Origin of the sequence: Streptomyces sp. NPDC059454 (assembly GCF_042749965.1) — a bacterium.
Taxonomy (GTDB): Bacteria; Actinomycetota; Actinomycetes; order Streptomycetales; family Streptomycetaceae; genus Streptomyces.
The window spans coordinates 1-24,464 of sequence record NZ_JBHYVC010000049.1 but is presented as its reverse complement, the minus strand read 5'-3'; the positions used below and the strand labels follow the sequence as shown (position 1 = coordinate 24,464).

At 69.7% G+C, this 24,464-nt stretch carries 22 protein-coding genes and 2 tRNA genes; 6 read left to right on the top strand and 18 right to left on the bottom strand.

Going from position 1 to position 24,464, the window contains the following annotated elements; all coding sequences use genetic code 11:
- Window positions 1-66: 66 nt before the first annotated feature.
- The 6 genes from ACFXAE_RS26775 to ACFXAE_RS26750 form a co-directional block, all read right to left on the bottom strand.
- Window positions 67-1,086, bottom strand: a complete 1,020-nt coding sequence (locus ACFXAE_RS26775; RefSeq protein WP_004931372.1) for a rod shape-determining protein — start codon at window positions 1,084-1,086, stop codon at window positions 67-69.
- Between the two features lie 329 nt (window positions 1,087-1,415).
- Window positions 1,416-1,829, bottom strand: coding sequence for a nucleoside-diphosphate kinase (gene ndk, locus ACFXAE_RS26770; protein WP_145869257.1), 414 nt, complete (start codon window positions 1,827-1,829; stop codon window positions 1,416-1,418).
- Window positions 1,830-1,894: 65 nt separating this feature from the next.
- Window positions 1,895-2,245: a DUF4233 domain-containing protein gene (locus ACFXAE_RS26765; protein ID WP_384719288.1), complete on the bottom strand. Its 351-nt coding sequence runs from the start codon at window positions 2,243-2,245 to the stop codon at window positions 1,895-1,897.
- Between the two features lie 6 nt (window positions 2,246-2,251).
- Complete coding sequence (locus tag ACFXAE_RS26760) at window positions 2,252-3,772, bottom strand: bifunctional folylpolyglutamate synthase/dihydrofolate synthase (protein ID WP_384719286.1); 1,521 nt, start codon at window positions 3,770-3,772, stop codon at window positions 2,252-2,254.
- 55 nt (window positions 3,773-3,827) lie between these two features.
- Entirely contained in the window at window positions 3,828-4,886 is a 1,059-nt protein-coding gene (locus tag ACFXAE_RS26755) for an acyltransferase (RefSeq protein WP_384719284.1), read from the bottom strand.
- Window positions 4,887-5,037: 151 nt separating this feature from the next.
- Window positions 5,038-7,662: a valine--tRNA ligase gene (locus tag ACFXAE_RS26750; protein ID WP_384719282.1), complete on the bottom strand. Its 2,625-nt coding sequence runs from the start codon at window positions 7,660-7,662 to the stop codon at window positions 5,038-5,040.
- Between the two features lie 138 nt (window positions 7,663-7,800).
- On the opposite strand from ACFXAE_RS26750, the gene ACFXAE_RS26745 reads away from it, so the two are divergent.
- Window positions 7,801-8,766, top strand: coding sequence for a hypothetical protein (locus ACFXAE_RS26745; protein ID WP_384719280.1), 966 nt, complete (start codon window positions 7,801-7,803; stop codon window positions 8,764-8,766).
- A gap of 548 nt (window positions 8,767-9,314) precedes the next feature.
- Here ACFXAE_RS26745 and clpX read toward each other — a convergent pair.
- From clpX to ACFXAE_RS26720, 5 genes are all read right to left on the bottom strand, one after another.
- The gene (gene clpX / locus ACFXAE_RS26740) at window positions 9,315-10,601 is read right to left on the bottom strand and encodes an ATP-dependent Clp protease ATP-binding subunit ClpX (protein WP_384719278.1); all 1,287 of its coding nucleotides are present in this window, start codon (window positions 10,599-10,601) and stop codon (window positions 9,315-9,317) included.
- A 180-nt stretch (window positions 10,602-10,781) separates the two neighbouring features.
- The gene (locus ACFXAE_RS26735) at window positions 10,782-11,474 is read right to left on the bottom strand and encodes an ATP-dependent Clp protease proteolytic subunit (protein ID WP_384719276.1); all 693 of its coding nucleotides are present in this window, start codon (window positions 11,472-11,474) and stop codon (window positions 10,782-10,784) included.
- 110 nt (window positions 11,475-11,584) lie between these two features.
- Window positions 11,585-12,190: an ATP-dependent Clp protease proteolytic subunit gene (locus tag ACFXAE_RS26730; protein WP_217145473.1), complete on the bottom strand. Its 606-nt coding sequence runs from the start codon at window positions 12,188-12,190 to the stop codon at window positions 11,585-11,587.
- Window positions 12,191-12,545: 355 nt separating this feature from the next.
- Window positions 12,546-13,940, bottom strand: coding sequence for a trigger factor (gene tig / locus ACFXAE_RS26725; RefSeq protein WP_384719274.1), 1,395 nt, complete (start codon window positions 13,938-13,940; stop codon window positions 12,546-12,548).
- Window positions 13,941-14,106: 166 nt separating this feature from the next.
- Window positions 14,107-14,183 (bottom strand) — tRNA-Pro (locus ACFXAE_RS26720).
- Window positions 14,184-14,348: 165 nt separating this feature from the next.
- Here ACFXAE_RS26720 and ACFXAE_RS26715 point away from each other — a divergent pair.
- Window positions 14,349-14,419 (top strand) — tRNA-Gly (locus tag ACFXAE_RS26715).
- A 195-nt stretch (window positions 14,420-14,614) separates the two neighbouring features.
- Here ACFXAE_RS26715 and ACFXAE_RS26710 read toward each other — a convergent pair.
- Both ACFXAE_RS26710 and ACFXAE_RS26705 read right to left on the bottom strand, forming a co-directional pair.
- Entirely contained in the window at window positions 14,615-14,950 is a 336-nt protein-coding gene (locus ACFXAE_RS26710; RefSeq protein WP_384719272.1) for a YnfA family protein, read from the bottom strand.
- 11 nt (window positions 14,951-14,961) lie between these two features.
- The gene (locus ACFXAE_RS26705; protein WP_384719271.1) at window positions 14,962-15,414 is read right to left on the bottom strand and encodes a hypothetical protein; all 453 of its coding nucleotides are present in this window, start codon (window positions 15,412-15,414) and stop codon (window positions 14,962-14,964) included.
- A gap of 471 nt (window positions 15,415-15,885) precedes the next feature.
- Here ACFXAE_RS26705 and ACFXAE_RS26700 point away from each other — a divergent pair, with 471 nt between their 5' ends.
- The gene (locus ACFXAE_RS26700) at window positions 15,886-16,158 is read left to right on the top strand and encodes a hypothetical protein (protein WP_384719269.1); all 273 of its coding nucleotides are present in this window, start codon (window positions 15,886-15,888) and stop codon (window positions 16,156-16,158) included.
- A 78-nt stretch (window positions 16,159-16,236) separates the two neighbouring features.
- On the opposite strand, the gene ACFXAE_RS26695 is transcribed toward ACFXAE_RS26700, so the two are convergent.
- Window positions 16,237-16,431: a hypothetical protein gene (locus tag ACFXAE_RS26695; RefSeq protein WP_217127783.1), complete on the bottom strand. Its 195-nt coding sequence runs from the start codon at window positions 16,429-16,431 to the stop codon at window positions 16,237-16,239.
- Between the two features lie 697 nt (window positions 16,432-17,128).
- Between ACFXAE_RS26695 and ACFXAE_RS26690 the strand changes: the two genes are divergently transcribed.
- Window positions 17,129-18,244, top strand: coding sequence for an acyltransferase family protein (locus tag ACFXAE_RS26690; RefSeq protein WP_384719267.1), 1,116 nt, complete (start codon window positions 17,129-17,131; stop codon window positions 18,242-18,244).
- Here ACFXAE_RS26690 and ACFXAE_RS26685 read toward each other — a convergent pair.
- Together ACFXAE_RS26685 and ACFXAE_RS26680 are read right to left on the bottom strand one after the other, a co-directional pair.
- Window positions 18,241-18,720, bottom strand: coding sequence for an HD domain-containing protein (locus ACFXAE_RS26685; RefSeq protein ID WP_384719265.1), 480 nt, complete (start codon window positions 18,718-18,720; stop codon window positions 18,241-18,243). The genes ACFXAE_RS26690 and ACFXAE_RS26685 overlap by 4 nt on opposite strands.
- Window positions 18,721-18,738: 18 nt before the next feature.
- Window positions 18,739-19,917: a PP2C family protein-serine/threonine phosphatase gene (locus ACFXAE_RS26680; protein ID WP_384719263.1), complete on the bottom strand. Its 1,179-nt coding sequence runs from the start codon at window positions 19,915-19,917 to the stop codon at window positions 18,739-18,741.
- Between the two features lie 162 nt (window positions 19,918-20,079).
- Here ACFXAE_RS26680 and ACFXAE_RS26675 point away from each other — a divergent pair, with 162 nt between their 5' ends.
- Complete coding sequence (locus tag ACFXAE_RS26675) at window positions 20,080-21,330, top strand: GNAT family N-acetyltransferase (protein ID WP_384719261.1); 1,251 nt, start codon at window positions 20,080-20,082, stop codon at window positions 21,328-21,330.
- A 3-nt stretch (window positions 21,331-21,333) separates the two neighbouring features.
- Here ACFXAE_RS26675 and ACFXAE_RS26670 read toward each other — a convergent pair whose 3' ends face one another.
- Window positions 21,334-22,161 (bottom strand): Fpg/Nei family DNA glycosylase, encoded by an 828-nt coding sequence (locus ACFXAE_RS26670; RefSeq protein ID WP_384719259.1) that lies wholly within the window; start codon window positions 22,159-22,161, stop codon window positions 21,334-21,336.
- A 106-nt stretch (window positions 22,162-22,267) separates the two neighbouring features.
- Window positions 22,268-22,753 (bottom strand): ribose-5-phosphate isomerase, encoded by a 486-nt coding sequence (locus ACFXAE_RS26665; protein WP_384719257.1) that lies wholly within the window; start codon window positions 22,751-22,753, stop codon window positions 22,268-22,270.
- Between the two features lie 204 nt (window positions 22,754-22,957).
- Here ACFXAE_RS26665 and ACFXAE_RS26660 point away from each other — a divergent pair, with 204 nt between their 5' ends.
- Entirely contained in the window at window positions 22,958-24,433 is a 1,476-nt protein-coding gene (locus ACFXAE_RS26660) for an amino acid permease (protein ID WP_384719255.1), read from the top strand.
- The last annotated feature ends 31 nt before the right edge of the window (window positions 24,434-24,464 follow it).

The following is a 24,464-nucleotide window of genomic DNA, read 5'->3' as shown; positions in this document are numbered from 1 at the left end:
GCCTCTATATCAACGATCCGCCGTACGGAAGAAGGTCGTCCCGTACGGCGGTGTCGAAGAGTCGTGTCATCTGCGCGGCTGGGCGTCGAGCACCTGCTGAAGCGCCTCGAACTCCTCGACGCACTTGCCGGAACCGAGCGCCACGCTGTCCAGCGGGTCCTCGGCGATGTGGATCGGCATGCCCGTCTCCCGGCGCAGCCGCTCGTCGAGGCCGCGCAGCAGAGCCCCACCGCCGGTCAGAACGATTCCCCGGTCCATGATGTCGCCGGACAGCTCCGGCGGGCACTTGTCGAGGGTCGTCTTGACGGCGTCCACGATGGCGTTGACCGGCTCCTCGATCGCCTTGCGCACTTCGGCGGCGGAGATCACCACGGTCTTCGGCAGTCCGGAGACGAGGTCCCGGCCGCGGATCTCGGTGTGCTCGTCGGCGTCCAGGTCGTACGCCGAACCGATCGTGATCTTGATCTGTTCGGCCGTCCGCTCACCCAGCAGGAGGGAGTACTCCTTCTTGATGTGCTGGATGATCGCGTTGTCCAGCTCGTCGCCCGCGACGCGGATGGACTGGGCGGTGACGATGCCGCCGAGGGAGATGACCGCGACCTCCGTGGTGCCGCCGCCGATGTCCACCACCATGTTGCCGGTGGCCTCGTGGACCGGCAGTCCGGAGCCGATGGCGGCGGCCATGGGCTCCTCGATGATGTGCACCTGACGGGCGCCGGCCTGCGACGACGCCTCGATGACGGCACGGCGCTCGACGCCGGTGATGCCCGAGGGCACACAGACGACGACCCGCGGCCGAGCCAGATAGCGTCGCTTGTGGATCTTCAGGATGAAGTAGCGGAGCATCCGCTCGGTGATCTCGAAGTCGGCGATGACACCGTCCTTCAGCGGGCGTACGGCAACGATGTTGCCGGGCGTGCGCCCGATCATCTTCTTCGCTTCGGCGCCGACCGCGAGGATGCCACCGGTGTTGGTGTTGATCGCGACGACGGACGGCTCGTTGAGTACGATCCCACGACCCCTGACGTACACCAGCGTGTTGGCGGTCCCGAGGTCGACAGCCATGTCACGGCCGATGAACGACATTGAGTTCCCCATCAGGATTCGACTGGCCTTCCCACAAGCTTTTGAGAGCTTCTCAGGTCGGCGAAGTGGGTGCGGTGACGTGAAGGCTTCCATCGTAGACGCGCCTTCGCGAACACCGTGCGAGGGTCTTCGCCATTGTCATCAGATGGCGTCTTCCCCTGCTTGTGGAGACGGCCCATCGGGGGCATCCGTTCCCCCGAACGCCACGCATATGCCAGAAAAGGCCCGGGGGCAAAGCCCCCAGACCGTCCGACAGGCGACCAAACACGCCGGACACGGCCGCGACGTGATCGTTATGCGCGAGATTCACGCACGTCCGGGTGCGCGGGTCACGCGCGACCCGGGAAGAAGATCTTCACCTCGCGCTCGGCGGACTCCTCGGAGTCGGAGGCGTGGATCAGGTTCTCCCGGACGATGACACCGAAGTCGCCACGGATCGAACCCGGCGCGGCGGCGATCGGGTCGGTGGGACCGGCCAGTTGGCGCACTCCCTCGATGACCCGCTCACCCTCGACGATCATCGCCACGACCGGGCCGGAGGCCATGAACTCCACCAGCGGCTCGTAGAACGGCTTGCCCTTGTGCTCGCCGTAGTGCTGCTCCAGCGTGTCCTGGTCCAGGGTGCGCAGCTCCAGCGCGGTGATCTGCCAGCCGGCCTTGCGCTCGATACGGCTGATGATCTCGCCGGTCAGGCCACGACGTACGGCGTCGGGCTTGAGGAGGACGAGGGTGCGCTGGGTCACGACGGAGCTCCTTGTGCGTGAAGTGGTGCGGGAGGACGAGATTACCGGGCGTGTCGGGACATCTGTCACGCAGCGTCAGGCCGGCCCGCCTGAGCGGCGAAACGGGCCTTCGCTTCGTCCACCTTTCGACCGAAGTGCACCGAGGCCCACCACAGCAGCGCGAAGAGCGCGCCCATGAAGAACATCATCGGGACGAAGACACCGGAGGCGATCAGGGCGATCTGCAGCACCCAGCCGAGCGTCACCCCGCCGGGCCGTGTGATCACCCCGCACAGGGCCACGCACAGGAACATCGCGATGCCGCAGACCGTCCACACCGTGCCGGTGGACAGGTCCGCGTCCTTCATCGCGACCAGTCCGGCGAATCCGATGATGAAGAACTCGCCGATCAGGGTCGAAGCGCAGAGCGTACGCACGGGATCTCAGCCCCTCCCCAGGAGCAGTCGGGCCTCGCCGACGGTGATGACGGAACCGGTGACGAGCACACCGCCGCCCGCGAACTCGCCCTCCTCCTCGGCCAGCGTGATCGCGGCCTCCAGGGCGTCGGGCAGCCGGGGCTCGACCTGGACGCGGTCCTCACCGAACACCTCGACGGCGATTCCCGCCAGTTCGTCGGCGTCCATCGCTCGGTGGCTGGAGTTCTGGGTGACGACGACCTCGGCGAAGACCGGCTCGAACGCCTCCAGCAGCCCGCGCACGTCCTTGTCGTCGCTCGCGCCGACCACGCCGATGAGCCGGCTGAACTGGAACGCCTCCCCGACCGCGGCGGCCGCCGCCCGCGCGCCCGCCGGGTTGTGGGCGGCGTCCAGGACGACGGTCGGCGAACGCCGTACGACCTCCAGCCGGCCCGGGGAGGCGACGGCGGCGAACGCCTTGCGCACGGTGTCGTTGTCGAGCGGCTGGGCGTGCTGCGCACCGACGCCGAAGAACGCCTCCACGGCGGCGAGCGCCACGGCCGCGTTGTGGGCCTGGTGTTCGCCGTGCAGCGGGAGGTACACCTCGGGGTACTCACCGCCGAGTCCGCGCAGCGTCACCAGCTGTCCGCCGACGGCGACCCGCCGGGCCACGACCCCGAACTCCAGCCCTTCCCGGGCCACCGTCGCGTCCACCTCGACGGCCTTCTTCAGCAGTACCTGCGCCGCGTCCACCGGCTGCTGGGCCATGATCACCGTCGCGTCCCGCTTGACGATGCCGGCCTTCTCGCCGGCGATCTCCGCGGGCGTGGTGCCGAGCCGGTCGGTGTGGTCGAGGTCGATCGGCGTCACCACGGCGACACCGGCGTCGATCACGTTCGTCGCGTCCCAGCTGCCGCCCATGCCGACCTCGACGACCGCCACGTCCACCGGCGCGTCGGCGAAGGCCGCGTACGCCATGCCGGTGAGCACCTCGAAGAAGGACAGCCGGTGCTCCTGCATGGAGTCGACCATCTCGACGTACGGCTTGATGTCCCGGTACGTCTCGATGAACCGCTCGGCGGAGACCGGCGCCCCGTCGAGGCTGATCCGCTCGGTGACCGACTGGACGTGCGGAGAGGTGTACCGGCCGGTGCGCAGCTCGAAGGCGCCGAGCAGGGCCTCGATCATGCGGGCGGTGGAGGTCTTGCCGTTGGTGCCGGTGATGTGGATCGAGGGGTACGAGCGCTGGGGCTCGCCCAGGACGTCCATCAGCGCGGCGATGCGGGCGACCGAGGGCTCCAGCTTGGTCTCGCCCCAGCGGCCGGCGAGCTCCGCCTCGACCTCGCGCAGGGCCTTGTCGACCTCGGGGTCCTCGGGGCGGGCGGGCACGTCCGCCCGGGGCGGGCCGCCCTGGGTGCGCAGGGTGCGGCTGCCGGCCTCGATCACCGCGAGGTCGGGGTCGCGGCGGGTCTCCTCCTCGACGAGTTCCGCGAAATCGTCGAAGGTGTCGTCCGGGTCGGGACCTGCTGAATCTGGGCGCTCGCTCACGGTCCCCAGTCTACGGAGCGGACCGGACGTCACCCGACAGGCCCGGGTTCCCGCGTCAGCCGAGCCATCTCCGCATCCCCAGCCGGCCCCACAGGACGCTCACGGCGAAGGACAGCACGGCGGCGACCGTCGCCGTCACGGCGAGCGCCACGGGCGCCGGGAACCCGTGCGGCAGCCCTTCCGCGACGGGCCTGACCAGCAGCATCACAAACAGCAGATGCACCAGGTACGTCCCGAACGACGCGTCCGACAGCCGCCCCAGCGCCGCCCGCGCCCTCTCCGGCACCCGCACCCCGCCCACCGCGCCGAGCACGGTGAAGGTCAGCGCGGCCACCGCCGCGCTCCCGTACGCGGCGGGGTGCCGCACGGTGAACTGGTACAGGGTGAGGGCGACGAGCGCGACCGCCACGCCCGCGAGCCACAGCGGGCGCGGGCCGCGCCGCCGGGCGGCGAGCAGGCCGGCGCCCGCCACCGCGTAACCCAGCGAGTACAGCGACGTGCTCCAGGCCCAGGCGGGCAGCGGCAGCCCGGTGAGGGTCCGCGCGTCCCCGACGACCGCCGGCGCGACGGCGAACGCGGCGAGCAGCAGCAGCGCCCTGCGGGGCGTGGCGCGCTGCTTGAGGACGAGCACGGCGACGCCGAGGAGCAGGAGGATCGGCACGTAGGTGTAGAGGTACCAGAGGTGGAAGGCGGCCTCCACGGAGCCGAAGAGAGCCCGTAGCGCGTCCTTCACCACCCCCTCCGCGCCGCCGCCCGAGGACGGCCCGGACACGTACTGCCAGAGGAGGTAGACCGCCGTCCACACCGCCATCGGGCGCACGATCCGTCCGAGCCGGGTGAGGAGCTGGGCCTCGCCGCGCACCGGCGAGCCCGCCAGGGCGGCCCAGCCGGCCATCGCGAAGAACGCGGGCACGGCGAACCGGCCGGCCGAGTCGCCGAGGATGCCGGTCGTACGGTGGCCCGCGTCGAGGAACTCGGCGGAGGCGTGCACCAGCACGACGGCGGCGGTGCAGATGACGCGCAGGAGGTCGATGTCGTCCCGCCGGTCCCGGCCGGGTCCGCCCCGCGCGGTCGGTTCGGCGGGCAGCGCGGTGGGGGGCGCGGTTCGGGGCATCGTGGGGGTGCTCCTGACGGCATGAGCCTGGCGATGGGCGAAGACGCAGGGTCCCCCGGGCGGGTTACAGGAGAGTCGCCGCTGCGTGAACGGCCCCCGTCCGGCGTCGGGAGGACGCCGGTCGGGGGCCGCGGGTTGTCCGGGCCGGCCGTCAGGCCTCGGGCAGACGGTCCAGCTGGGTCCGGATGCGGGTGATGTCCTCCTCCGCCCTGGCCAGGCGGGTGCGGATCTTGTCGACCACGTGGTCCGGTGCCTTAGCCAGGAACGCCTCGTTGCCGAGCTTCGCCGTGGCCTGGGCCTTCTCCTTCTCCGCGGCGGCCAGATCCTTGGCCAGTCGCTTCCGCTCGGCGGCGACGTCGATCACACCGGACAGGTCCAGCGCGACCTCGACGCCCGCCACCGGAAGGGTCGCCGTCGCGGTGAACGCCTCCCCCTCCGGCTGGAGACGCAGCAGCTGCCGGACGGCCGGCTCGTGCGGGGCGAGCGCCGTGCCGTCGAGGGTCAGCCGGGCCGGAACCCGCTGGCCGGGCTGCAGACCCTGGTCGGCGCGGAACCGGCGGACCTCGGTGATCACCGACTGGAGCGCCCCGATCTCCCGCTCGGCGTCGGTGTCCCGGAAGCCGCTGTCGTTCGGCCATTCGGCGATGACGACCGACTCGCCCCCCGTCAGCGTCGTCCACAGCGTCTCGGTGACGAACGGGACGACCGGGTGGAGGAGCCTGAGCGTGACGTCGAGGACCTCGCCGAGGACCCGCTTGCTGACCTCGGCCGGCTCGCCGCCCGCCTGGAACGTCGTCTTGGACAGCTCGACGTACCAGTCGAAGACCTCGTCCCACGCGAAGTGGAACAGCGCGTCCGACAGCTTGGCGAACTGGAAGTCGTCGTAGTACGCGTCGACTTCGGCGACGACCGAGTTCAGCCGGGACAGGATCCAGCGGTCGGTCGGCGACATCTCCGACGCGTCCGGCAGCGGACCCTCGACCGTCGCGCCGTTCATCAGCGCGAAACGGGTGGCGTTCCAGATCTTGTTGGCGAAGTTGCGGGAGCCCTGGACCCAGTCCTCGCCGATCGGCACGTCGACGCCGGGGTTGGCGCCGCGGGCGAGCGTGAAGCGCAGGGCGTCGGAGCCGTACTTGTCCATCCAGTCCAGCGGGTTGACCGCGTTGCCGAAGGACTTCGACATCTTCTTGCCGAACTGGTCGCGGACCATGCCGTGCAGGGCGATGGTGTGGAACGGCGGGGTGCCGTCCATCGCGTAGAGGCCGAACATCATCATCCGGGCGACCCAGAAGAAGAGGATGTCGTAGCCGGTGACCAGGACGGAGTTCGGGTAGAACTTCGCGAGCGACTCGGTCCGTTCGGGCCAGCCGAGCGTGGAGAACGGCCACAGGCCCGAGGAGAACCAGGTGTCGAGGACGTCGGTGTCCTGGTGCCAGCCCTCGCCGGTCGGCGCCTCGTCGTCCGGTCCGACGCAGACGACCTCGCCGCTGGGCCCGTACCAGACCGGGATGCGGTGGCCCCACCACAACTGCCGCGAGATGCACCAGTCGTGGAGGTTGTCGACCCAGTCGAAGTACCGCTTCTCCATCTCCTGCGGGTGGATCTTGACGCGTCCGTCACGGACCGCGTCGCCCGCCGCCTTCGCCAGCGGGCCGACCTTGACCCACCACTGCATGGACAGCCGCGGCTCGACGGTGGTGCTGCAGCGCGAGCAGTGGCCGACCGAGTGGACGTACGGCCGCTTCTCGGCGACGATCCGGCCCTCGGCGCGCAGCGCGGCGACGATGGCGGAGCGGGCCTCGAGCCGGTCCAGGCCCTGGAAGGGGCCGTGGGCGGTGATGACGGCGTGCTCGTCCATGACGGTGATGGCGGGCAGGTCGTGGCGCCGGCCGATCTCGAAGTCGTTCGGGTCGTGCGCCGGGGTGACCTTGACGGCACCCGTGCCGAACTCGGGGTCGACGTGCTCGTCGGCGACGACCGGGATGGAACGGTCGGTCAGCGGCAGCTTGACGAGCTTGCCGACGAGGTGCTTGTAGCGCTCGTCCTCGGGGTGGACGGCGACGGCCGTGTCACCGAGCATCGTCTCCGCGCGGGTGGTGGCGACGACGATGGTGTCGTCCCCGTCGCCGTACTTCATGGAGACGAGCTCGCCGTCGTCGTCCTGGTAGTTGACCTCGATGTCGGAGATCGCGGTCAGACAGCGCGGGCACCAGTTGATGATGCGCTCGGCGCGGTAGATCAGCTCGTCGTCGTAGAGCCGCTTGAAGATGGTCTGGACGGCCCTCGACAGGCCCTCGTCCATGGTGAAGCGCTCACGCGTCCAGGCGACGCCGTCGCCGAGGCGGCGCATCTGGCCGGAGATCTGGCCGCCGGACTCGCCCTTCCACTGCCAGACGCGCTCGACGAACGCCTCGCGGCCGAGGTCGTGGCGGGACTTGCCCTCCTTGCCGAGCTCCCGCTCGACGACGTTCTGCGTGGCGATGCCGGCGTGGTCCATGCCGGGCTGCCACAGCGTCTCGAAGCCCTGCATGCGCTTGCGGCGGGTGAGCGCGTCGATGAGCGTGTGCTCGAACGCGTGCCCGAGGTGCAGGCTGCCGGTGACGTTCGGCGGCGGGATGACGACGGTGAACGGCGGCTTCTCACTCCCCGCGTCCGCCTCGAAGTAACCGCGCTCCACCCAGCGCTCGTACAGCGGCCCCTCTACATCGGCCGGCGCGTACTGGGTCGGCAGTTCGGTCGTGGGCGCTGATGGCTCCTGCTGAGCGTTCTCGGTCACGGGGCTCAGTTTAGAGGCGTCACGGGCCTGTCCCGAAACGCGTTTCCTCTGTAACGGTGCGACCCCCGCTGGCCTGAACCGGTCACTCCTGAGTCAGGATGTCAGCAACGCACAAGCATCTGGAGGGGGAACCCCGTCATGAGTTACAACCAGCCGGGCCCGTACGGCGGGCAGCAACCGCAGCAGCCCGGGCCGTACGGCCAGCCGGGTCCTTACGGCCAGCAGCCGCAGGCCCCGCAGCCCGGCTACGGCTACCCCCAGCAGGCTCCCCCGCCCGGCCAGCCCGGCTACGGCTACCCGCAGCAGCCCGGCCAGCCCGGCGTCCCGCCGCAGCAGCCCCCGTACGGCCAGCAGCCGCCCTACGGCCAGCCCCAGTACGGCATGCCGCCCCAGCCCCCGGCCTCCGGCGGCGGCGGCAAGAAGGCCGGCATCATCATCGGCGCGGTGGCGGTCGTGGCGGCCATCGGCGTGGGCGCGTACTTCGTGATCGGCGGGGGAGCCGGCGGCTCGGACATCGCAGACGACGGCCCGCACAAGCTGACGACTCCGGCGACCGTACTCGGCGGCGAGTACAAGAAGGGCGACGCCGCGGACAGTGACGGCTTCGACGAGAACGACCTGAAGGAAGCCGAGAAGAACGGCGTCAAGAACGCCAAGAACGTCAACGCGGTCTACCAGGCCGGGGACGAGAACAATCCGCTCGCCATGACGATGGTCCAGTTCATGGGTGTCTACGGCGAGATCGACGATCCGGAGAAGGTCGTCGACGCCATGTTCGGGGAGATGGAGAAGAACGCCTCCGAGGACAAGGAGACCGAGGGCGAGCTCGTCGGCAGCCCGGAGGACTTCAAGCCGAGCGCTCTGGACGGTGCTGTCCTGAAGTGCCAGGCGATCAAGGTCAAGAACAGTGATGCCTCATCGGGTGACGTGGCCTCCGGACCTTCGGAGATCAACATGCCGGTGTGTATTTGGGGTGACCACAGCACGGTGGGCGTCATCATCAACACGGTGATGGCCGACGTCATGGCCGGCAAGCCCGCCGACCTGGAGAAGGCCGCCGAGCTGACCGCCAAGTTCCGCAAGGATGTGCGCGTCAAGGCCTGACGCTCGGCGGACACACCAGAGCACAGGAGGGGGCCCAGGCTTTGCCCGAGCCCCCTCTCACTCTGCGGCAACCGGGGTCCCTCAGACTGCCCGGCACGCCTGTATCGCGTAATTGTCCCTCACGCCGGAGTTGATCAGCCCTGAACTGCATATGGGTGCGGTCGCGGAGTTGCCCGCGTACTTGCAGGCACCCTTCACCTTCGGGCCGACGAGATAGTCCTTCGAAGCAATGTACCTTTCACAGTAAGAGGGTCCGTAGGCACTGGCCGGCGTGGCCATAGCCAGAGGCAGTACCCCTGCGGCCGCTGTCACGGCCAACGCTGTCAATACACGCTTCAACTTCATGTTCCGTCTCCCGTTTCCCTCGGGACAAGATGGTCAATCTTGTCGGCAACGAGCCGAACACGTGAGATGCACATGCCACCGGAGGCTCTGGCGGGCATGTCCGGATCGGTTTGAAAATCAGCGAGAAATCGATCACCTTCCACCACCGTGAGCAAAGAAGGGGCCCCAGCTACTTCGCTGGGGCCCCTTTCGCGCGTCCGCCGTTATGCCGTCTTCTGCTCCCCGGAGCCCCGGCCGCGGGCGTCGCGCGGGATCAGGGTCGGGTTGACGTTGGACAGGACCACGTCGGCCGTGATGACCACGCGGGCGACGTCCTTGCGGGACGGGACCTCGTACATCACGCCCTGGAGGACCTCCTCCATGATGGCGCGCAGGCCGCGGGCGCCGGTCTGGCGGAGGATGGCCTGGTCGGCGATGGCCTCCAGCGCCTCGCGCTCGAAGTCCAGCTCCACACCGTCGAGTTCGAAGAGGCGCTGGTACTGCTTCACCAGTGCGTTGCGCGGCTCGACGAGGATCTGGAGCAGGGCCTCGCGGTCGAGGTTGTGGACCGAGGTGATGACGGGGAGCCGGCCGATGAACTCGGGGATCATGCCGAACTTGACCAGGTCCTCCGGCATGACCTCCTCGAACTGGTCCTTGGACTCCCGCTCCTGCTTGGAGATGATCGTCGCGCCGAAGCCGATGCCCTTGGCGCCGGCCCGACCCTCGATGATCTTCTCCAGTCCGGCGAAGGCGCCGCCCACGATGAACAGCACGTTCGTCGTGTCGATCTGGATGAACTCCTGGTGCGGGTGCTTGCGGCCGCCCTGCGGCGGGACGGAGGCCGTGGTGCCTTCGAGGATCTTCAGCAGGGCCTGCTGTACGCCCTCACCGCTGACGTCACGGGTGATCGACGGGTTTTCACTCTTCCGGGCGACCTTGTCGATCTCGTCGATGTAGATGATCCCGGTCTCGGCCTTCTTGACGTCGTAGTCGGCCGCCTGGATCAGCTTCAGCAGGATGTTCTCGACGTCCTCGCCGACGTATCCCGCCTCCGTGAGCGCCGTGGCGTCGGCGATCGCGAACGGGACGTTCAGCATGCGGGCCAGGGTCTGGGCCAGCAGGGTCTTGCCGGAGCCCGTGGGACCCAGCAGGAGGATGTTGGACTTCGCCAGCTCGATGGCGTCGTCACGGCCCTGGGCGCCGCCGTTCTCGCCGGCCTGGACGCGCTTGTAGTGGTTGTACACGGCGACGGAGAGGGCCTTCTTGGCGGACTCCTGCCCGACGACGTACCCCTCGAGGAACTCGTAGATCTCGCGGGGCTTGGGAAGCTCCTCCCAGCGGACCTCGCTGGTCTCGGCGAGCTCTTCCTCGATGATCTCGTTGCAGAGGTCGATGCACTCGTCGCAGATGTACACACCGGGCCCTGCGATGAGCTTCTTGACCTGCTTCTGGCTCTTGCCGCAGAACGAGCACTTGAGCAGATCGCCGCCGTCACCGATGCGTGCCACGGTGTGCTTCCCCTTCGCCTGGGAGTCGCGGACGCGGGCGTCCGGCGGCTCCTGGTGCTGCCTTATGTCCGACGGTACCTTGCCGAGCCCCCCGTTCGGGCCCCCCTTGGCACGGTTCACTTTGACGTGGACCGTGCCAAACCGTGCCAAGGGGCGACAGACGTCACACCCCGTCCCGCGTCAGCGCAGGCTGGAATTGTCCATCTTCCGGGTGGAGATGATCTGGTCGATCAGGCCGTACTCCAGCGCGTCCTCGGCCGTGAGGATCTTGTCGCGCTCGATGTCCTCGCGGATCTTGTCGAGGGGCCGGGTGGAGTGCTTGGCCAGCATGTCCTCCAGCTGGCTCCGCATCCGGAGGATCTCGTTGGCGGCGATCTCCAGGTCGGAGACCTGACCGCGGCCGGTCTCGCTGTACGGCTGGTGGATCAGCACGCGCGCGTTCGGCAGCGCCATGCGCTTGCCGGGCGTGCCGGCGGCCAGCAGGACGGCGGCGGCGGAGGCCGCCTGGCCCATGCAGACCGTCTGGACGTCCGGCTTCACGTACTGCATCGTGTCGTAGATCGCCGTGAGCGCGGTGAAGGAGCCGCCGGGGCTGTTGATGTAGACCGAGATGTCCCGGTCGGGGTCCATCGACTCCAGGCACAGCAGCTGCGCCATCACGTCGTTGGCCGAGGCGTCGTCGATCTGGACGCCGAGGAAGATCACGCGCTCCTCGAAGAGCTTCGCGTACGGGTCGTACTCGCGGATGCCCTGGGAGGTGCGCTCGACGAAGCGCGGGATGACGTAGCGGGATTCGGCCGAGGGGCCGGTGTACCGGCCCTCGGAGGCGGCGGGCGTGCGGTCGTACAGGCCACTGCCGGGGAAGCTGTTCACGGTGTCTCCTGAAAGGGGCTGAGGCGGTCGGCTGGGGCTGCTGGGGCTTCGTACCGGGCCCCTGGGGGCCCGGGGGCGTCCACGGGGCCACGAGGGCCCCGTGAGGCCGCTCAGGCCCCGGTGCCGCCGCCGCCCGGCATACCGGCGGCCGTCGTCATGACGTCGTCGATGAGGCCGTACTCCTTGGCCTCGAAGGCGTCGAACCAGCGGTCGCGGTCCGAGTCGCGGGTGATCTGCTCGATCGTCTGGCCGGTGTGCTGGGCCGTGAGCTCGGCCATGCGCCTCTTGGTGTGCAGCAGCCGCTCGGCGTGGATCTTGATGTCCGAGGCCGAGCCGGCGAGACCGGCGGAGGGCTGGTGGATCAGGATCTCGGCGTTCGGCAGCGCGAAGCGCTTGCCGGGCGTGCCCGCGCTCAGCAGGAACTGGCCCATGGAGGCCGCCAGGCCCATGGCGATCGTCACCACGTCGTTCTTGATGTACTGCATGGTGTCGTAGATCGCCATGCCGGCCGTGATGGAGCCGCCGGGGCTGTTGATGTACAGGTAGATGTCCTTGTCCGGGTCGGAGGCAAGGAGCAGCAGCTGTGCGGTGATCTTGTTGGCAATGTCGTCGTCGACCGGCTGGCCGAGGAAGATGATCCGCTCGCCGAGCAGCCGGTTGTAGACCTGGTCGCCGAGGCCACCACCGATGGAGGGCTCGCCGGCGGCTGAGGGCATCAGATTCGTCACGTATCCACCTGCTCGTCTTACGACGGCGCCGGGCCGTCTCACGTGTCCCTACGGGGGCGGAGCCGTATTCGGTGACTCACGTCCCCTGGTATTCAAGGACCCTAACGCGGCGACTCCGCCAGGGAATCCCGGTAACCGGGGTGTTCGCCGGGGGCGTAGAGGGGCGCCTGTTCGGTTTGCGGGCGGCCGCGACCTGTGGGCGGCCGGTCGCGCCCGCGTGGCGGAGCCGCGCACCGGCACGCTCCCGCTCCCCCGGGTCGGCTGCCCTCGGCGCCAGACACCGGGGCCCCGGAGTGTGCGACACTCCGGGGCCCCGGTGATCACGTCAGAGGTGACGCGAGGGTCAGCCCTCGGTCTTCTCCTCGGCCGGGGCCTCGGCGGCCTCGGCCTGCTCGGTGCCCTCGGCCTCGGTGGCCTCGTCCTCTTCCTCGTCCTCGAGGTCGACGATCTCGCCGTTGGTGTCCTTGACCGTGGCCTTCTCGACCACGGAGGCCAGGGCCTTGCCGCGGGCGACCTCGCCGACGAGGAGCGGGACCTGGCCCTGCTCGACGACGGCCTGGGCGAACTGGTCGGGGGACATGCCGGAGGAGGCGGCGCGCCGCATGAGGTGCTCGGTGAGCTCCTCCTGGTTGACGTTGAGCTTCTCCTGCTTGACGAGCTCGTCGAGCACGAACTGGGTCTTGATGCCCTTGACCGCGGCCTCGCGGGTCTCGGTCTCGAACTCCTCCTCGGTCTTGCCCTGGATCTCCAGGTACTTCGCGAGGTCGAGGCCCATCTGGCCGAGCTGGTGGTGCTCGAGGTTGTGCTTGCGGGTGTTGATCTCGTCCTCGAGCAGCTTCTCGGGGACCGGGACCTCGACCAGCTCGAGCAGCTTCTCCAGGACGCGCTCCTGGGCCTGCGTGGCCTGGTCGTACTGCTTCATGTTCTCCAGGCGCTTGCGGCTGTCCGCCTTCAGCTCCTCGAGGGTGTCGAACTCGGACGCGAGCTGGGCGAACTCGTCGTCCAGCTCCGGCAGCTCACGGGCGGCGACCTGGGACACCTTGACGGTGACCTCGGCCTCCTTGCCGGCCGCCGAGCCGCCCTTGAGCTCGGAGGTGAAGGTGGCCTCGCCACCGGCCTCCAGACCCGTCACGGCGTCGTCGATGCCGTCCAGCAGCTCGCCGGAGCCGATGGTGTACGACACGCCGCTGGCGACGCCGTCCTCGAGGACCTCGCCGTCGACCTTGGCCTCCAGGTCGACGGTGACGACGTCGCCGTCCTCGGCGGCGCGCTCCACCGGGGAGGTGGAGGCGAAGCGCTCGCGGAGCTGCTCGACCGACTTCTCGACGTCCTCGTCGGTGACCTCGACGGCGTCGACCTCGACCTCGATGCCGGAGTAGTCCGGGATCTCGATGGCCGGGCGGATGTCGACCTCGGCGGTGAAGTTCAGCGTCTCGCCGTCCTTCAGCTCCGTGATGTCGACCTCGGGCTGGCCCAGCGGGTTCAGCTCCGCCTCGTTGACCGCGTCGGTGTAGAACTTCGGGAGGGCGTCGTTGACGGCCTCCTCCAGCACCGCACCGCGGCCGAAGCGCTGGTCGATGACCCGGGCCGGGACCTTGCCCTTGCGGAAGCCCTTCACCGTGACCTGCTGGTTGATCTTCTTGTACGCCGCGTCGAGGCTGTCCTTGAGCTCCTCGAAGGGCACCTCGACAGTGAGCCGAACCCGGGTCGGGTTCAGGGTCTCCACGGCGCTCTTCACGGTTCGGTCTCCTTGGTGGCTGACTTCTCGGGTTCTGCCGGGACCAGAACGGTCCGGCCGATTCGCCGCCCGGAGGACGTCAGAGACACACGGGCGTGCAGCTTGCATAGTAACGGCAGCGACTGCGGCACCCAAAAGGCGATCATCGCCGCATGAGGCAGGTGGCTGGTCGGGGTGGCGGGATTTGAACCCACGGCCTTCCGCTCCCAAAGCGGACGCGCTACCAAGCTGCGCCACACCCCGTCTGGTGCGAGACGTAGGGTACATGCACCCGGGCGGAACGGCCGCCGCGTTTCACGGGCGCGGTGCGGCGCCGGGGGCGGGCCGGAAACGGGGTGTGCGACGAGGGCGTACGACCCGCTACGATGCCTGTCAGTGCCGCGCTCACCGACGCGCGGCGCGCTCCGTGCGGGCGTAGCTCAATGGTAGAGCCCTAGTCTTCCAAACTAGCTACGCGGGTTCGATTCCCGTCGCCCGCTCTTGATGGCCCAGGGCCAGGTCGGAGGATCATTCCTCCGCCTGGCCCTGGCTGGCCGTTCCCTGTCCGGTCGTGCGCTCGGTCTGGTCCACGGACTGCCCGGCGCGCCGGAAGCTTACGGGGCCATGATCACTCGCCCCGAAGCAGCTCCCGCCCAAAGCCGCTCCGCCGACCTCAGTAGGGACTGTTGGCGTGGTCAGTGGCTACGCGGGGCGTACATGATCACAGCCATCCCGGCGAGGCACACCAGGGCGCCCGTGATGTCCCAGCGGTCGGGGCGGTAGCCATCGGCGATCATGCCCCAGGCGATCGACCCGGCGACAAAGATGCCGCCGTAGGCCGCGAGGATGCGGCCAAAGTTGTCGTCGCTCTGCCAGGTCGCCACGACCCCGTAGAGGCCGAGAGCGATGACGCCAGCACCGACCCAGATCCAGCCCTTGTGCTCGCGAATACCCTGCCAGACGAGCCACGCGCCCCCGATTTCGAAGAGGGCGGCAACGACGAACAGGGCAACGGAACGAGCGACGGTCATGCCGGCTGACCCTACCTACGGCCCTTGCCGGTGATCTCCAGGGGATTCTTGGACGCCTGACAACCGCACGCCCCCTCGCCAGCGGTTTCCTGCGAGCAGGAGCAGGGACGGCGGCGCCGGCCGAGCCACCACGTTCCGGCGGCGAGCACGGCCAGGACGACGGCGAGGGCGTCCAGTACCGCCGCATGCGGCTCGTCCACCGAAATATCCAGCTGGACCAGGTCCTCGCCGGGAGTGGTCGTGAAGGTGAAGAAGGAACAGCAGCCGCTCTCGCGCTCCACCAGGTTCCGGACCCGATCCTCGACGCTCGGCCCGCCCGCCAGGTCAAGCCGCAGGTGTAGAGGCTGGGGGCGAGACAGAAACCGCAGATGCTCGGAAAACAACGCGTCCCACTCAGCGACCCGCAAGGACCGTTCTTCGGTGGGCAGCGTGCAGGACTGCGGAACCCATGCCAAATCGCTCACCGCATTACTCCCGTCGTCACGCCCCGCACAGGTGGGGACACCTCCGACGGTAAACCTGTACCTGGGTACCGTTTGCAAGCCCGGACCGAGGCCCGGGTTGGCCCGCTGCGGTCCCGAACGGCCTTGATGCGAGAAGATCCGCCAGCGAGCCGGGAGCGCGCGAGACGGGCACCTGTGCCCCCTGCGTGCCCGATGGGACGGCTACGGGCGGGGAGCAACGGGGAACCTCGGCAAGCCCGACAGAAGTGCGCAGGTCAGGGCCTCGCCCGGTCAGCGCAGATCCGGTTACGCGATCTTCCAAACCAGCTACGCGGGTTCGATTCCCGTCGCCCGCTCTGTACGGCTCAGGGCCAGGTCGGAGGATCATTCCTCCATCTGGCCCTGATCGTTTTCCGGGGTCCCGATCAGCCGGTCGTGTCCCCGGCGCGCTCTTCCCTTGACCTGGTCGACCGCCATCCGGAAGATCCGGGCATGCCGACTCTCGCCGACCGGACCGGAGCCGGGCCCGCTCCCTTCCTGTTGATCCAGGGTTTGATCGCGCTCGTCGGCGGAGGAGCACCGGTGACCAGGAAGGCGTCCGTCCGCTTTTACTCCTTGATCACCCGCGGGCTCGGGGAGAAAGCCGGAAGCCGGGCGGACGCCCGGGCCGTGCCTCCGGGCTTCCCGCGCGTCCTCGGCGGGTTCTTCGCCGTGGGCGGTCCGGTCGCGCTGCCGGTGGCACTGTTCGCGGTGTCGGGCGGCTGAAGCGGACGGGGCGGGCGGCAGGGCCGAGAAGTGGTTCCCGGGTCGGCCCGGATCGTTTCCGCGCGGGGGCGGGCGGGGTCAGAAGCTGATGGAGTTGATCATCTCGGCTATCGAGTCCAGGAAACGCTGGATGTCGTCGGCCATGCCGGTGGAGGCGAGGAAGAAGCCGAAGAGGACGGCGACGATCGCCGGCCCGGCCTTGATGGAGCCGCTTCTCATCAGCACCACCAGGATGATCGCCAACAGCAGCACCACAGACAGTGAAATGGCCACAACTGATCACACCCTCGGTCGGTTCCGCTTCCCCGGCCCGGGCGACGCGACCCCGCGCACCCCGCCAGAACCATCGTGCCACCAACACGGCCGCCCTATGCGGCGGCTGACGCATCATCCGTCCCGGCGTGGTCGGCCCCACCCCTGCGCGGCCGTCCGCGCGGGCCGACGGCGCCATGTCGTACGACAATTCGAGAGAACACCCGCACAGGGAATTCAACCGGATCGTTTCCGTCTCCACACAACGCGTTCGCAGCTAATTCGAATTGTCGCCGCAGCCGTTCCGGCAGACCTTCGCGCGTTACGGGAAAAACATGCCGAAGCTGGACATATCACCGGAGTCGCCTGCTGGTCTTATGCGTGACTCAATCCGGAACAATCACGACAAGGTCGACCCGGGCGACGAACAAGCCCTTTATATCCACAGCGTGTTGACCATCACACCGACCGCGTCGCGCACTTTCCCCGATCCGGGGTACCCGAGCCCAATACCAGGAACGACGTCGGGCGTTTTACGAAATCTCGCGGACAACGCTAGGGTGCCTCAGATGTTCCACGCTGCCTCGTCCCCCGCAAGCGCAGCGAGCTCACCGATCGACTCCCCGAGTCCCCGCCGGGAGGGTCAGTGACGAACTCGCAGCGACCGTACGGCAACCGCAGAACGCCGCTCCCCCCGGCACAGTCGCCGGCGCCCGGAGTGCCGAGCCCACGCACGAAGAGCCGGAGCGGCGACCGGCCGGCGCCGTCCGGCAGGCAGCGCGACGCGTTCTTCGACAACGCCAAGTACCTGGCGATCGTGCTGGTGGCGGTCGGCCACGCCTGGGAACCCCTCAAGGGCGACAGCCGGGTCCTGGAGGCGGCGTACACGGTCGTGTACTCGTTCCACATGCCGGCCTTCATCATCATCTCCGGCTTCTTCTCTCGCAGTTTCGACATGCGGCCCGACCGGCTGCGCCGGCTGATCACCGGCGTCGCCGTGCCGTACATCGTGTTCGAGACCGCCTACCCCCTGTTCCGGCGGGTCGTCGACAACGCCCCGGAGCAGGAGATCAGCCTGCTCGACCCCTGGTACCTGACCTGGTTCCTGGTCGCGCTGTTCGTGTGGCGGCTGACCACGCCGATCTGGAACGCGGTACGGCACCCGCTGCCGCTGGCCCTCGGCATCGCCGTGCTGGCCAGTGTCACCCCCGGGATCGGCGACGACCTCGACCTGCAGCGCGTGCTGCAGTTCCTGCCGTACTTCGTGCTCGGTCTGTGCATGAAGCCGGAGCACTTCCACCTGGTGCGCCGCCGGTCGGTACGGATCGCGGCGGTGCCGGTGTTCGCGGCGGCGCTGGCCTTCGGCTGGTGGGCGGTGCCGCGGATGAACACCGCGTGGTTCTACCACCGTGACGCCGCGCAGGAGCTGGGCGCGCCGTGGTGGGCCGGCCCGGTCATGGTGCTGGCGATGTTCGGCTGCTCGCTGCTGCTGACCGCCTGCTTCTTCGCCTGGGTGCCGGGCCGCCACCTGTGGTTCACGGCGCTCGGCGCGGGCACGCTGTACGGCTATCTGCTGCACGGCTTCGTGGTCAAGGCCGGCGACTACCAGGGCTGGTTCGACCACTCCGTACTGCACCGGCCGCTCGGTGAGATCGCCGTGAGCGTCCTGGCGGCGGTCCTGGTGACGCTGCTGTGCACCGCCCCCGTGCGGCGGGTGTTCCGGTTCGTGATGGAGCCGAGGATGGAGTGGGCGTTCAAGCGGGACGCCGCGGAGCAGGCCCGCGAACGCCAGCGGCAGCAGAAGCGGGAAACCCGCGAGAAGGTCCCCGCCTAGGAGTCCCCCTCCCCCGCCACGAGACCGAGAAGCGTGCGCATCCGCGTGTACTTCTCGGTCAGTCGTGTGCGGGTCGGTGCGTCCAGTACGGCGAGGCGGGCCGGGTCGGCGTTGTGCGCCAGGTCCGCCTCCTTGACCAGCAGCGCGCCGGGTGTGGCGAGGATGCGCGCCGCGTACGCCTCGGAGGGCTCCCCGGACCGTTTGGTGACCGCGAGGACGATGTCCTTGGTCCGCCGGGCCAGCGCCGCCTCCTCCAGCCACCGCTGCGACAGTTTGTCGTCCTCGACGGCGTCGTGCAGCCAGGCCGCCGCGATCTGCTCGTCGTCGCCGCCGCGGGCCCGTACCCCCTCGGCGACGGCCCGGAGGTGTTCGGCGTACGGCCGGCCCGCCTTGTCCCTCTGGCCGGCGTGCGCGGCGCGGGCGGTGGCCTCGACCTCGGCCAGGGACAGCGGGGCGGGCGGTGTCGTCTCGGTCACCCGCCCAGTGTGCACGGGTCAGCGGGCCGCCGCGGCCGTCGGGCCCTCCCGGGAGATGAGCAGCAGGGCCCGGTCGTCGTTGACGTCCTTGGCGACCGCCTCGATGAGGTGCCAGGCGGCTCCGTGGAAGCCGCCGGCGACGTAGCGGTCGGCCTCGCCGGTGAGGCGGTCGATGCCCTCCACGATGTCCCGGTCGGAGGTCTCCACCAGGCCGTCCGTGAACAGCATCAGCACGTCCCCGGAGCGCAGCGTGCCCTTCACCGAGTCGAACTGGGCCCCGTCGTACACGCCCAGCAGCGGGCCGTCGGCCGCCTTCTCCTCCCAGCGGCCGCTGCCCGCGCTGAGCTGGAGGCCCGGCGGGTGCCCGGCGGAGTAGAGCTCGTAGTCGCCGGAGTCCAGGTCGAGCACCAGGTGGATGGAGGTGGCGAAGCCCTCGTCCCAGTCCTGGCGCAGCAGGTAGCCGTTGGCGGCCGGCAGGAAGGCGTGCGGCGGGAGGCTGCCGAGGAGCCCGCCGAAGGCACCGGAGAGCAGCAGGGCGCGTGAGGCGGCGTCCATGCCCTTGCCGGAGACGTCGGTCAGCACGACCTCCAGGGTGCGCCCGCCGTTGGTGCGGGCCGCGACCACGAAGTCGCCCGAGAACGACTGTCCGCCGGCCGGGCGCAGGGCCATCTCACGGTGCCAGCCGTCCGGCAGCTTCGGCAGCTTGCTCTGCACCCGGATGCGTTCGCGCAGGTCGAACAGCATGGTGCCGCCGCGCCGCCAGGGCACGCCGACCCGGCTGCGGAACTGGGCGACGAGCAGCCCGAAGAAACCGCAGGCGGCGACGGTGAGGACCACGCCGGGGGTGACGCGGGCCGCGCCCTCGGTGTAGGGGCCGAGCCGCACCGACTCCACGATCAGCGCGGTCGCCGCGGCGGCGTACAGGCCGAGCAGGCTCGCCGGGCGCAGCAGCAGGCCGCCGACGACGATCGGGAGGACCAGTGCGGCGGGCGCGCACCACACGGAGTTGGTGAGCGTCCCTGCCGTGATCAGCGGGATGGTGAGGAGCAGTCCGGCGAGCGCGACCCAGTCGGAACCGTCCCCGCGGAAGTAGTCGACCGCGCTCCGGCGCATGCCGACGCGGGCCCGGTGCCACTGCTTCTTCAACCGGGCCGTGAACGTGTCGGCTTCCGCGCGCCGCTCTCGTCCTGCTGCCATTAGTTCGGGACCCTATCCATCGGACCGGCCACTTGGCACGGGAGGTCCTGGTTGTCCCCTTGCCGGGGGCGGACTTCACAGTGAACTTCACCGGACGCCGTCGTGGGGCCGCGCGGAAGAAATTGTCTCGCTCGTCCCGCACGGCCCTGGTAGGCATGGTCCATGGCGATTGAACAGGCGGACCCCGCAACCGGACTTCGCGTGCTACAGCCGGACGACTGGGACAAGTGGTACGCGAACCTGATCCGCGCGTTCGGTGGGGTGCCGGAGGCGGACGAGGAACGCGAACTGTGGAACGCTCTCACCGAGTTCGACCGTTTCCTGGGGTTCTGGGACGGCGACGAGTGCGTGGGGACGGCGGGCGCGTTCTCGTTCCGGCTGACCGTTCCCGGCGGTGAGTCCGTGCCGGCCGCGGGCATCACGGGCGTCAGCGTGGCCGCCACGCACCGGCGGCGCGGGGTGCTGAGGTCGATGATGCGGCGGCAGTTGGACGACGTGCGGTCCTGGGGGGAGCCGCTGGCGGTGCTCACGGCGTCCGAGCCGGCGATCTACGGCCGGTTCGGCTACGCCGCGGCCGCGTTCCAGGTGAACGCCGAGATCGACACGAGCCGTACGGCGCTGTCCGTTCCGCCCGGTACGGACGACGTACGGCTGCGGTACGCGGTCCCTGCCGACGTACTCGACGCGTGTGAGGCGGTGTACGCCCGACTCGTCCCGGGGCGGCCCGGGATGCTCGCGCGCCGGCCCGGCTGGGAGCGGCAGGGTCTGCTCGATTCGCCGGGCGAGCGGGGCGGGGCGTCACCGCTGCAGTGCGTGGTCGCCGAGCGGGCCGGTGAGACGGTCGGGTACGCGCGGTTCCGGGTGAAGCCGGGCTGGAGCGCCGCCGGGGCCGACGGCACGGTGCTGCTGAGCGATCTGGCCGCGCTGGATCCGGCGGCCGGTGCGGCGCTGTGGCGGTTCCTGTTCGGCATCGACCTGACGTCGTCCCTGGTGGCACGGGGACGGCCGGTCGACGAGGGCTGGCAGTACATGGTGTCCGACATCCGCCGGTGCCGTCCGGAGACACGGGACTCGCTGTACGTACGGCTCGTCGACGTCGGCGCGGCGCTCCAGGCGCGGACGTACCGGGCGCCGGTGGACGTCGTGTTCGAGGTGGAGGACGCCTTCTGCCCCTGGAACACGGGGCGTTGGCGGCTGACCGGTGACGCGAAGGGCGCGTCCTGCGAGCGTACGGAGGACCGGGCCGATCTCGCCCTGTCCATACGGGAGCTGGGTGCGGCGTATCTGGGCGGGGTGAGCCTCACGGCGCTCGCGGCGGCCGGCCGGGTGGACGAGCTGCGGCGGGGCGCGCTGGCGGAGGCGTCCCTGGCGTTCGGGAGCGACCCGGCGCCGTGGCTGCCGCACGGTTTCTGAGCGTCAGCGGCGCTGGCAGGCGGGACACCAGAACAGATTGCGGGCGGCGAGGTCGGCGGTGCGGATCTCGCCCCCACAGATGTGGCAGGGCAGACGGGCCCGGCGGTAGACGTACACCTCGCCGCCGTGGTCGTCGACGCGCGGCGGGCGCCCCATCGCCTCCGGGGTGTGTTCGGGGCGGACGGTGTCGATGCGGTTGAGGCGGACGCCCTCGCGCATCAGCGCGACCAGGTCGGCCCAGACGGCGTCCCACTCGGCCGGGGTGACGTCCCGGCCCGCGCGGTACGGGTCGATCCGGTGCCGGAAGAGGACCTCGGCGCGGTAGACGTTGCCCACGCCCGCGATGACCTTCTGGTCCATGAGAAGGGCGGCGATCGTCGTACGGCTGCGGCCGATCCTGCGGTACGCGAGGGCCGGGTCGGCGTCCGGGCGGAGCGGGTCGGGGCCGAGGCGGTCGTGGACCGCCCGCTTCTCGCCGTCCGTGATCAGGGCGCAGGTGGTGGGGCCGCGCAGGTCGACGTACGAGGTGGCGTCGGCGAGGCGGAGCCGGACGGTGTCCGTGGGCGGCGGCGCCGGGGCCGGGCCGAAGGTGACCTTGCCGAAGAGGCCGAGGTGGATGTGGACCCACTCGGCGTGTTCCGGCCCGGGGTCGCCGAAGCCGAGGAACAGGTGCTTTCCGTGGGCGTCGGTGGTGTGCAGCGGCGTGCGGTCGAGGAGGGCGGCGGCGTCGGCGAACTTGCCCTGGGGGCTGGTGACGCTCAGGGGGGTGCCGGCGGTGAAGGCGGCGGCGTAGTCCTCGGCCAGCCGGTGGATCGTGTGGCCTTCCGGCACGGGGGTGTCCTTCCACGCGTCGGCCGAGGGGCCCGGCCCGGTCCGGGCTCCGCGGCGCCCTCCCCCGAGGCCCGCGCGTCGGGGTCGGGGGAGGGTCCTGACGGCGCTACTGCTGCGGGTGGTGCGGGGGGATGGGCGGGAGGTCGCCCGTCGTCTCGTAGGCGGCGAGCATGTCGATCCGGCGGATGTGGCGCTCGTCACCGGAGAACGGGGTGCTCAGGAAGGTCTCGACGAACTTCGTCGCCTCGTCCCGGGTGTGCATGCGCGCGCCCACCGCGATCACGTTGGCGTCGTTGTGCTGGCGGCCCAGCGCCGCCGTCTCCTCGCTCCACGCCAGGGCCGCCCGTACGCCCTTGACCTTGTTCGCGGCGATCTGCTCGCCGTTGCCGGAGCCGCCGATCACGATGCCGAGGGCGCCCTCGTCCGCCGCGGTCCGCTCGGCGGCACGGAGGCAGAAGGGCGGGTAGTCGTCCTGGGCGTCGTAGACGTGCGGGCCGCAGTCGACGGGCTCGTGGCCCGCCGCCTCGAGCCATTCGACGAGGTGGTTCTTGAGTTCGTAGCCCGCATGGTCCGAGCCGAGATACACGCGCATGGTCCGAGTGTGACATGGGGGTTCCCGGGAAGGCGCGCCGGGTGCTGCCGCCGAAAAAGTGAGGAGAATCTCAGAAGCTCAGGAAAAGCTCAAGTAACAATATGGATTCGAAGGTTCCTCAATCCGTTGGCCTCCGTTTCACTGGTCCGGCCCGTAGACCCATACGGAGTACAGCTCCCCCACGGCGCAAAGGAAATCTGTTCCATGACCTCGCAGCCGACCCTGAGAACAGCCGGAAGCGGCCCCGAAGACCCCGGAGAATCCGGCAGCGGCCCCGCAGAACACGGTTCCGGGCTCCAGGCCGGGCTCAAGAACCGCCATCTGTCGATGATCGCCATCGGCGGTGTGATCGGCGCGGGCCTCTTCGTCGGTTCCAGCTCCGGCATCGCGACCGCCGGCCCCGGCATCCTGCTGTCGTACGCCCTCGTCGGCACGCTCGTGGTGCTGGTGATGCGGATGCTCGGTGAGATGTCCGCGGCCAACCCGACGTCCGGATCCTTCTCCGCACACGCCGACCGGGCGCTCGGACCGTGGGCCGGGTTCACGATCGGCTGGCTCTACTGGTTCTTCTGGGTCGTCGTCCTCGCGGTCGAGGCGACCGCCGGCGCCGCGATCCTCGAAGGGTGGATCCCGGCCGTTCCGCAGTGGGGCTGGGCGCTCATCGTGATGGTGGTGCTGACCGCCACCAACCTGGTGTCCGTCGGCTCCTACGGCGAGTTCGAGTTCTGGTTCGCCGGGATCAAGGTCGTCGCCATCGGCGCGTTCATCGTCATCGGCGGGCTGGCCGTCTTCGGTGTGCTGCCCGGTGCCGACACCGATCAGGCGGGCCTCGCCAACCTCACCGAGCACGGCGGCTTCCTGCCCCACGGCGCCGGCGCCATCCTCACCGGCATCCTGCTCGTCGTCTTCTCCTTCATGGGCAGCGAGATCGCCACACTGGCCGCCGGTGAGTCCGAGGACCCGCAGCGGGCCGTCACCAAGGCGACCAACAGCATCATCTGGCGGATCGGCGTCTTCTACCTCGGCTCGATCTTCGTCGTGGTCTGTCTGCTGCCGTGGGACAGCAAGTCGATCACCGAGGACGGCTCGTACGTCGCCGCCCTGGACTCCCTCGGCATCGCGCACGCCGGTCAGATCATGAACTTCATCGTGCTGACGTCCGTGCTGTCCTGCCTCAACTCCGGGCTCTACACGGCCTCCCGGATGGCCTTCTCGCTCGGCCGGCGCGGAGACGCGCCGAAGGCGTTCGCCCGGACCACGAGCCGGGGCGTGCCGCGGACCGCGATCATCGCGTCGGTGGTCTTCGGCTTCGTCGCCGTCTTCTTCAACTACAAGTTCCCGGACTCCGTCTTCCTCTTCCTCGTCAACTCCTCCGGAGCGGTCGCGCTGTTCGTCTGGCTGGTGATCTGCTTCTCGCAGCTGCGCATGCGGAAGATCATCCAGGCGGAGGCGCCGGAGAAGCTGGTCGTGCGGATGTGGCTGTACCCGTATCTGACGTGGGCCAGCGCCGCGCTGATCGTGTTCGTGCTCGGGTACATGCTGACCGACACCGAGCACGACGGGCGTACGACGGTGCTGCTGTCGCTGCTGGTCGCCGGCATCGTGCTCGCCATCGCCTTCGTCAAGCAGCGGGTGGCCGGGCGCCGCGCGGAGGACCGGGACGAGGTCCCGGCCGGCTGAGGCACCCGTCCATACGGTCGAGAGGCTCGGC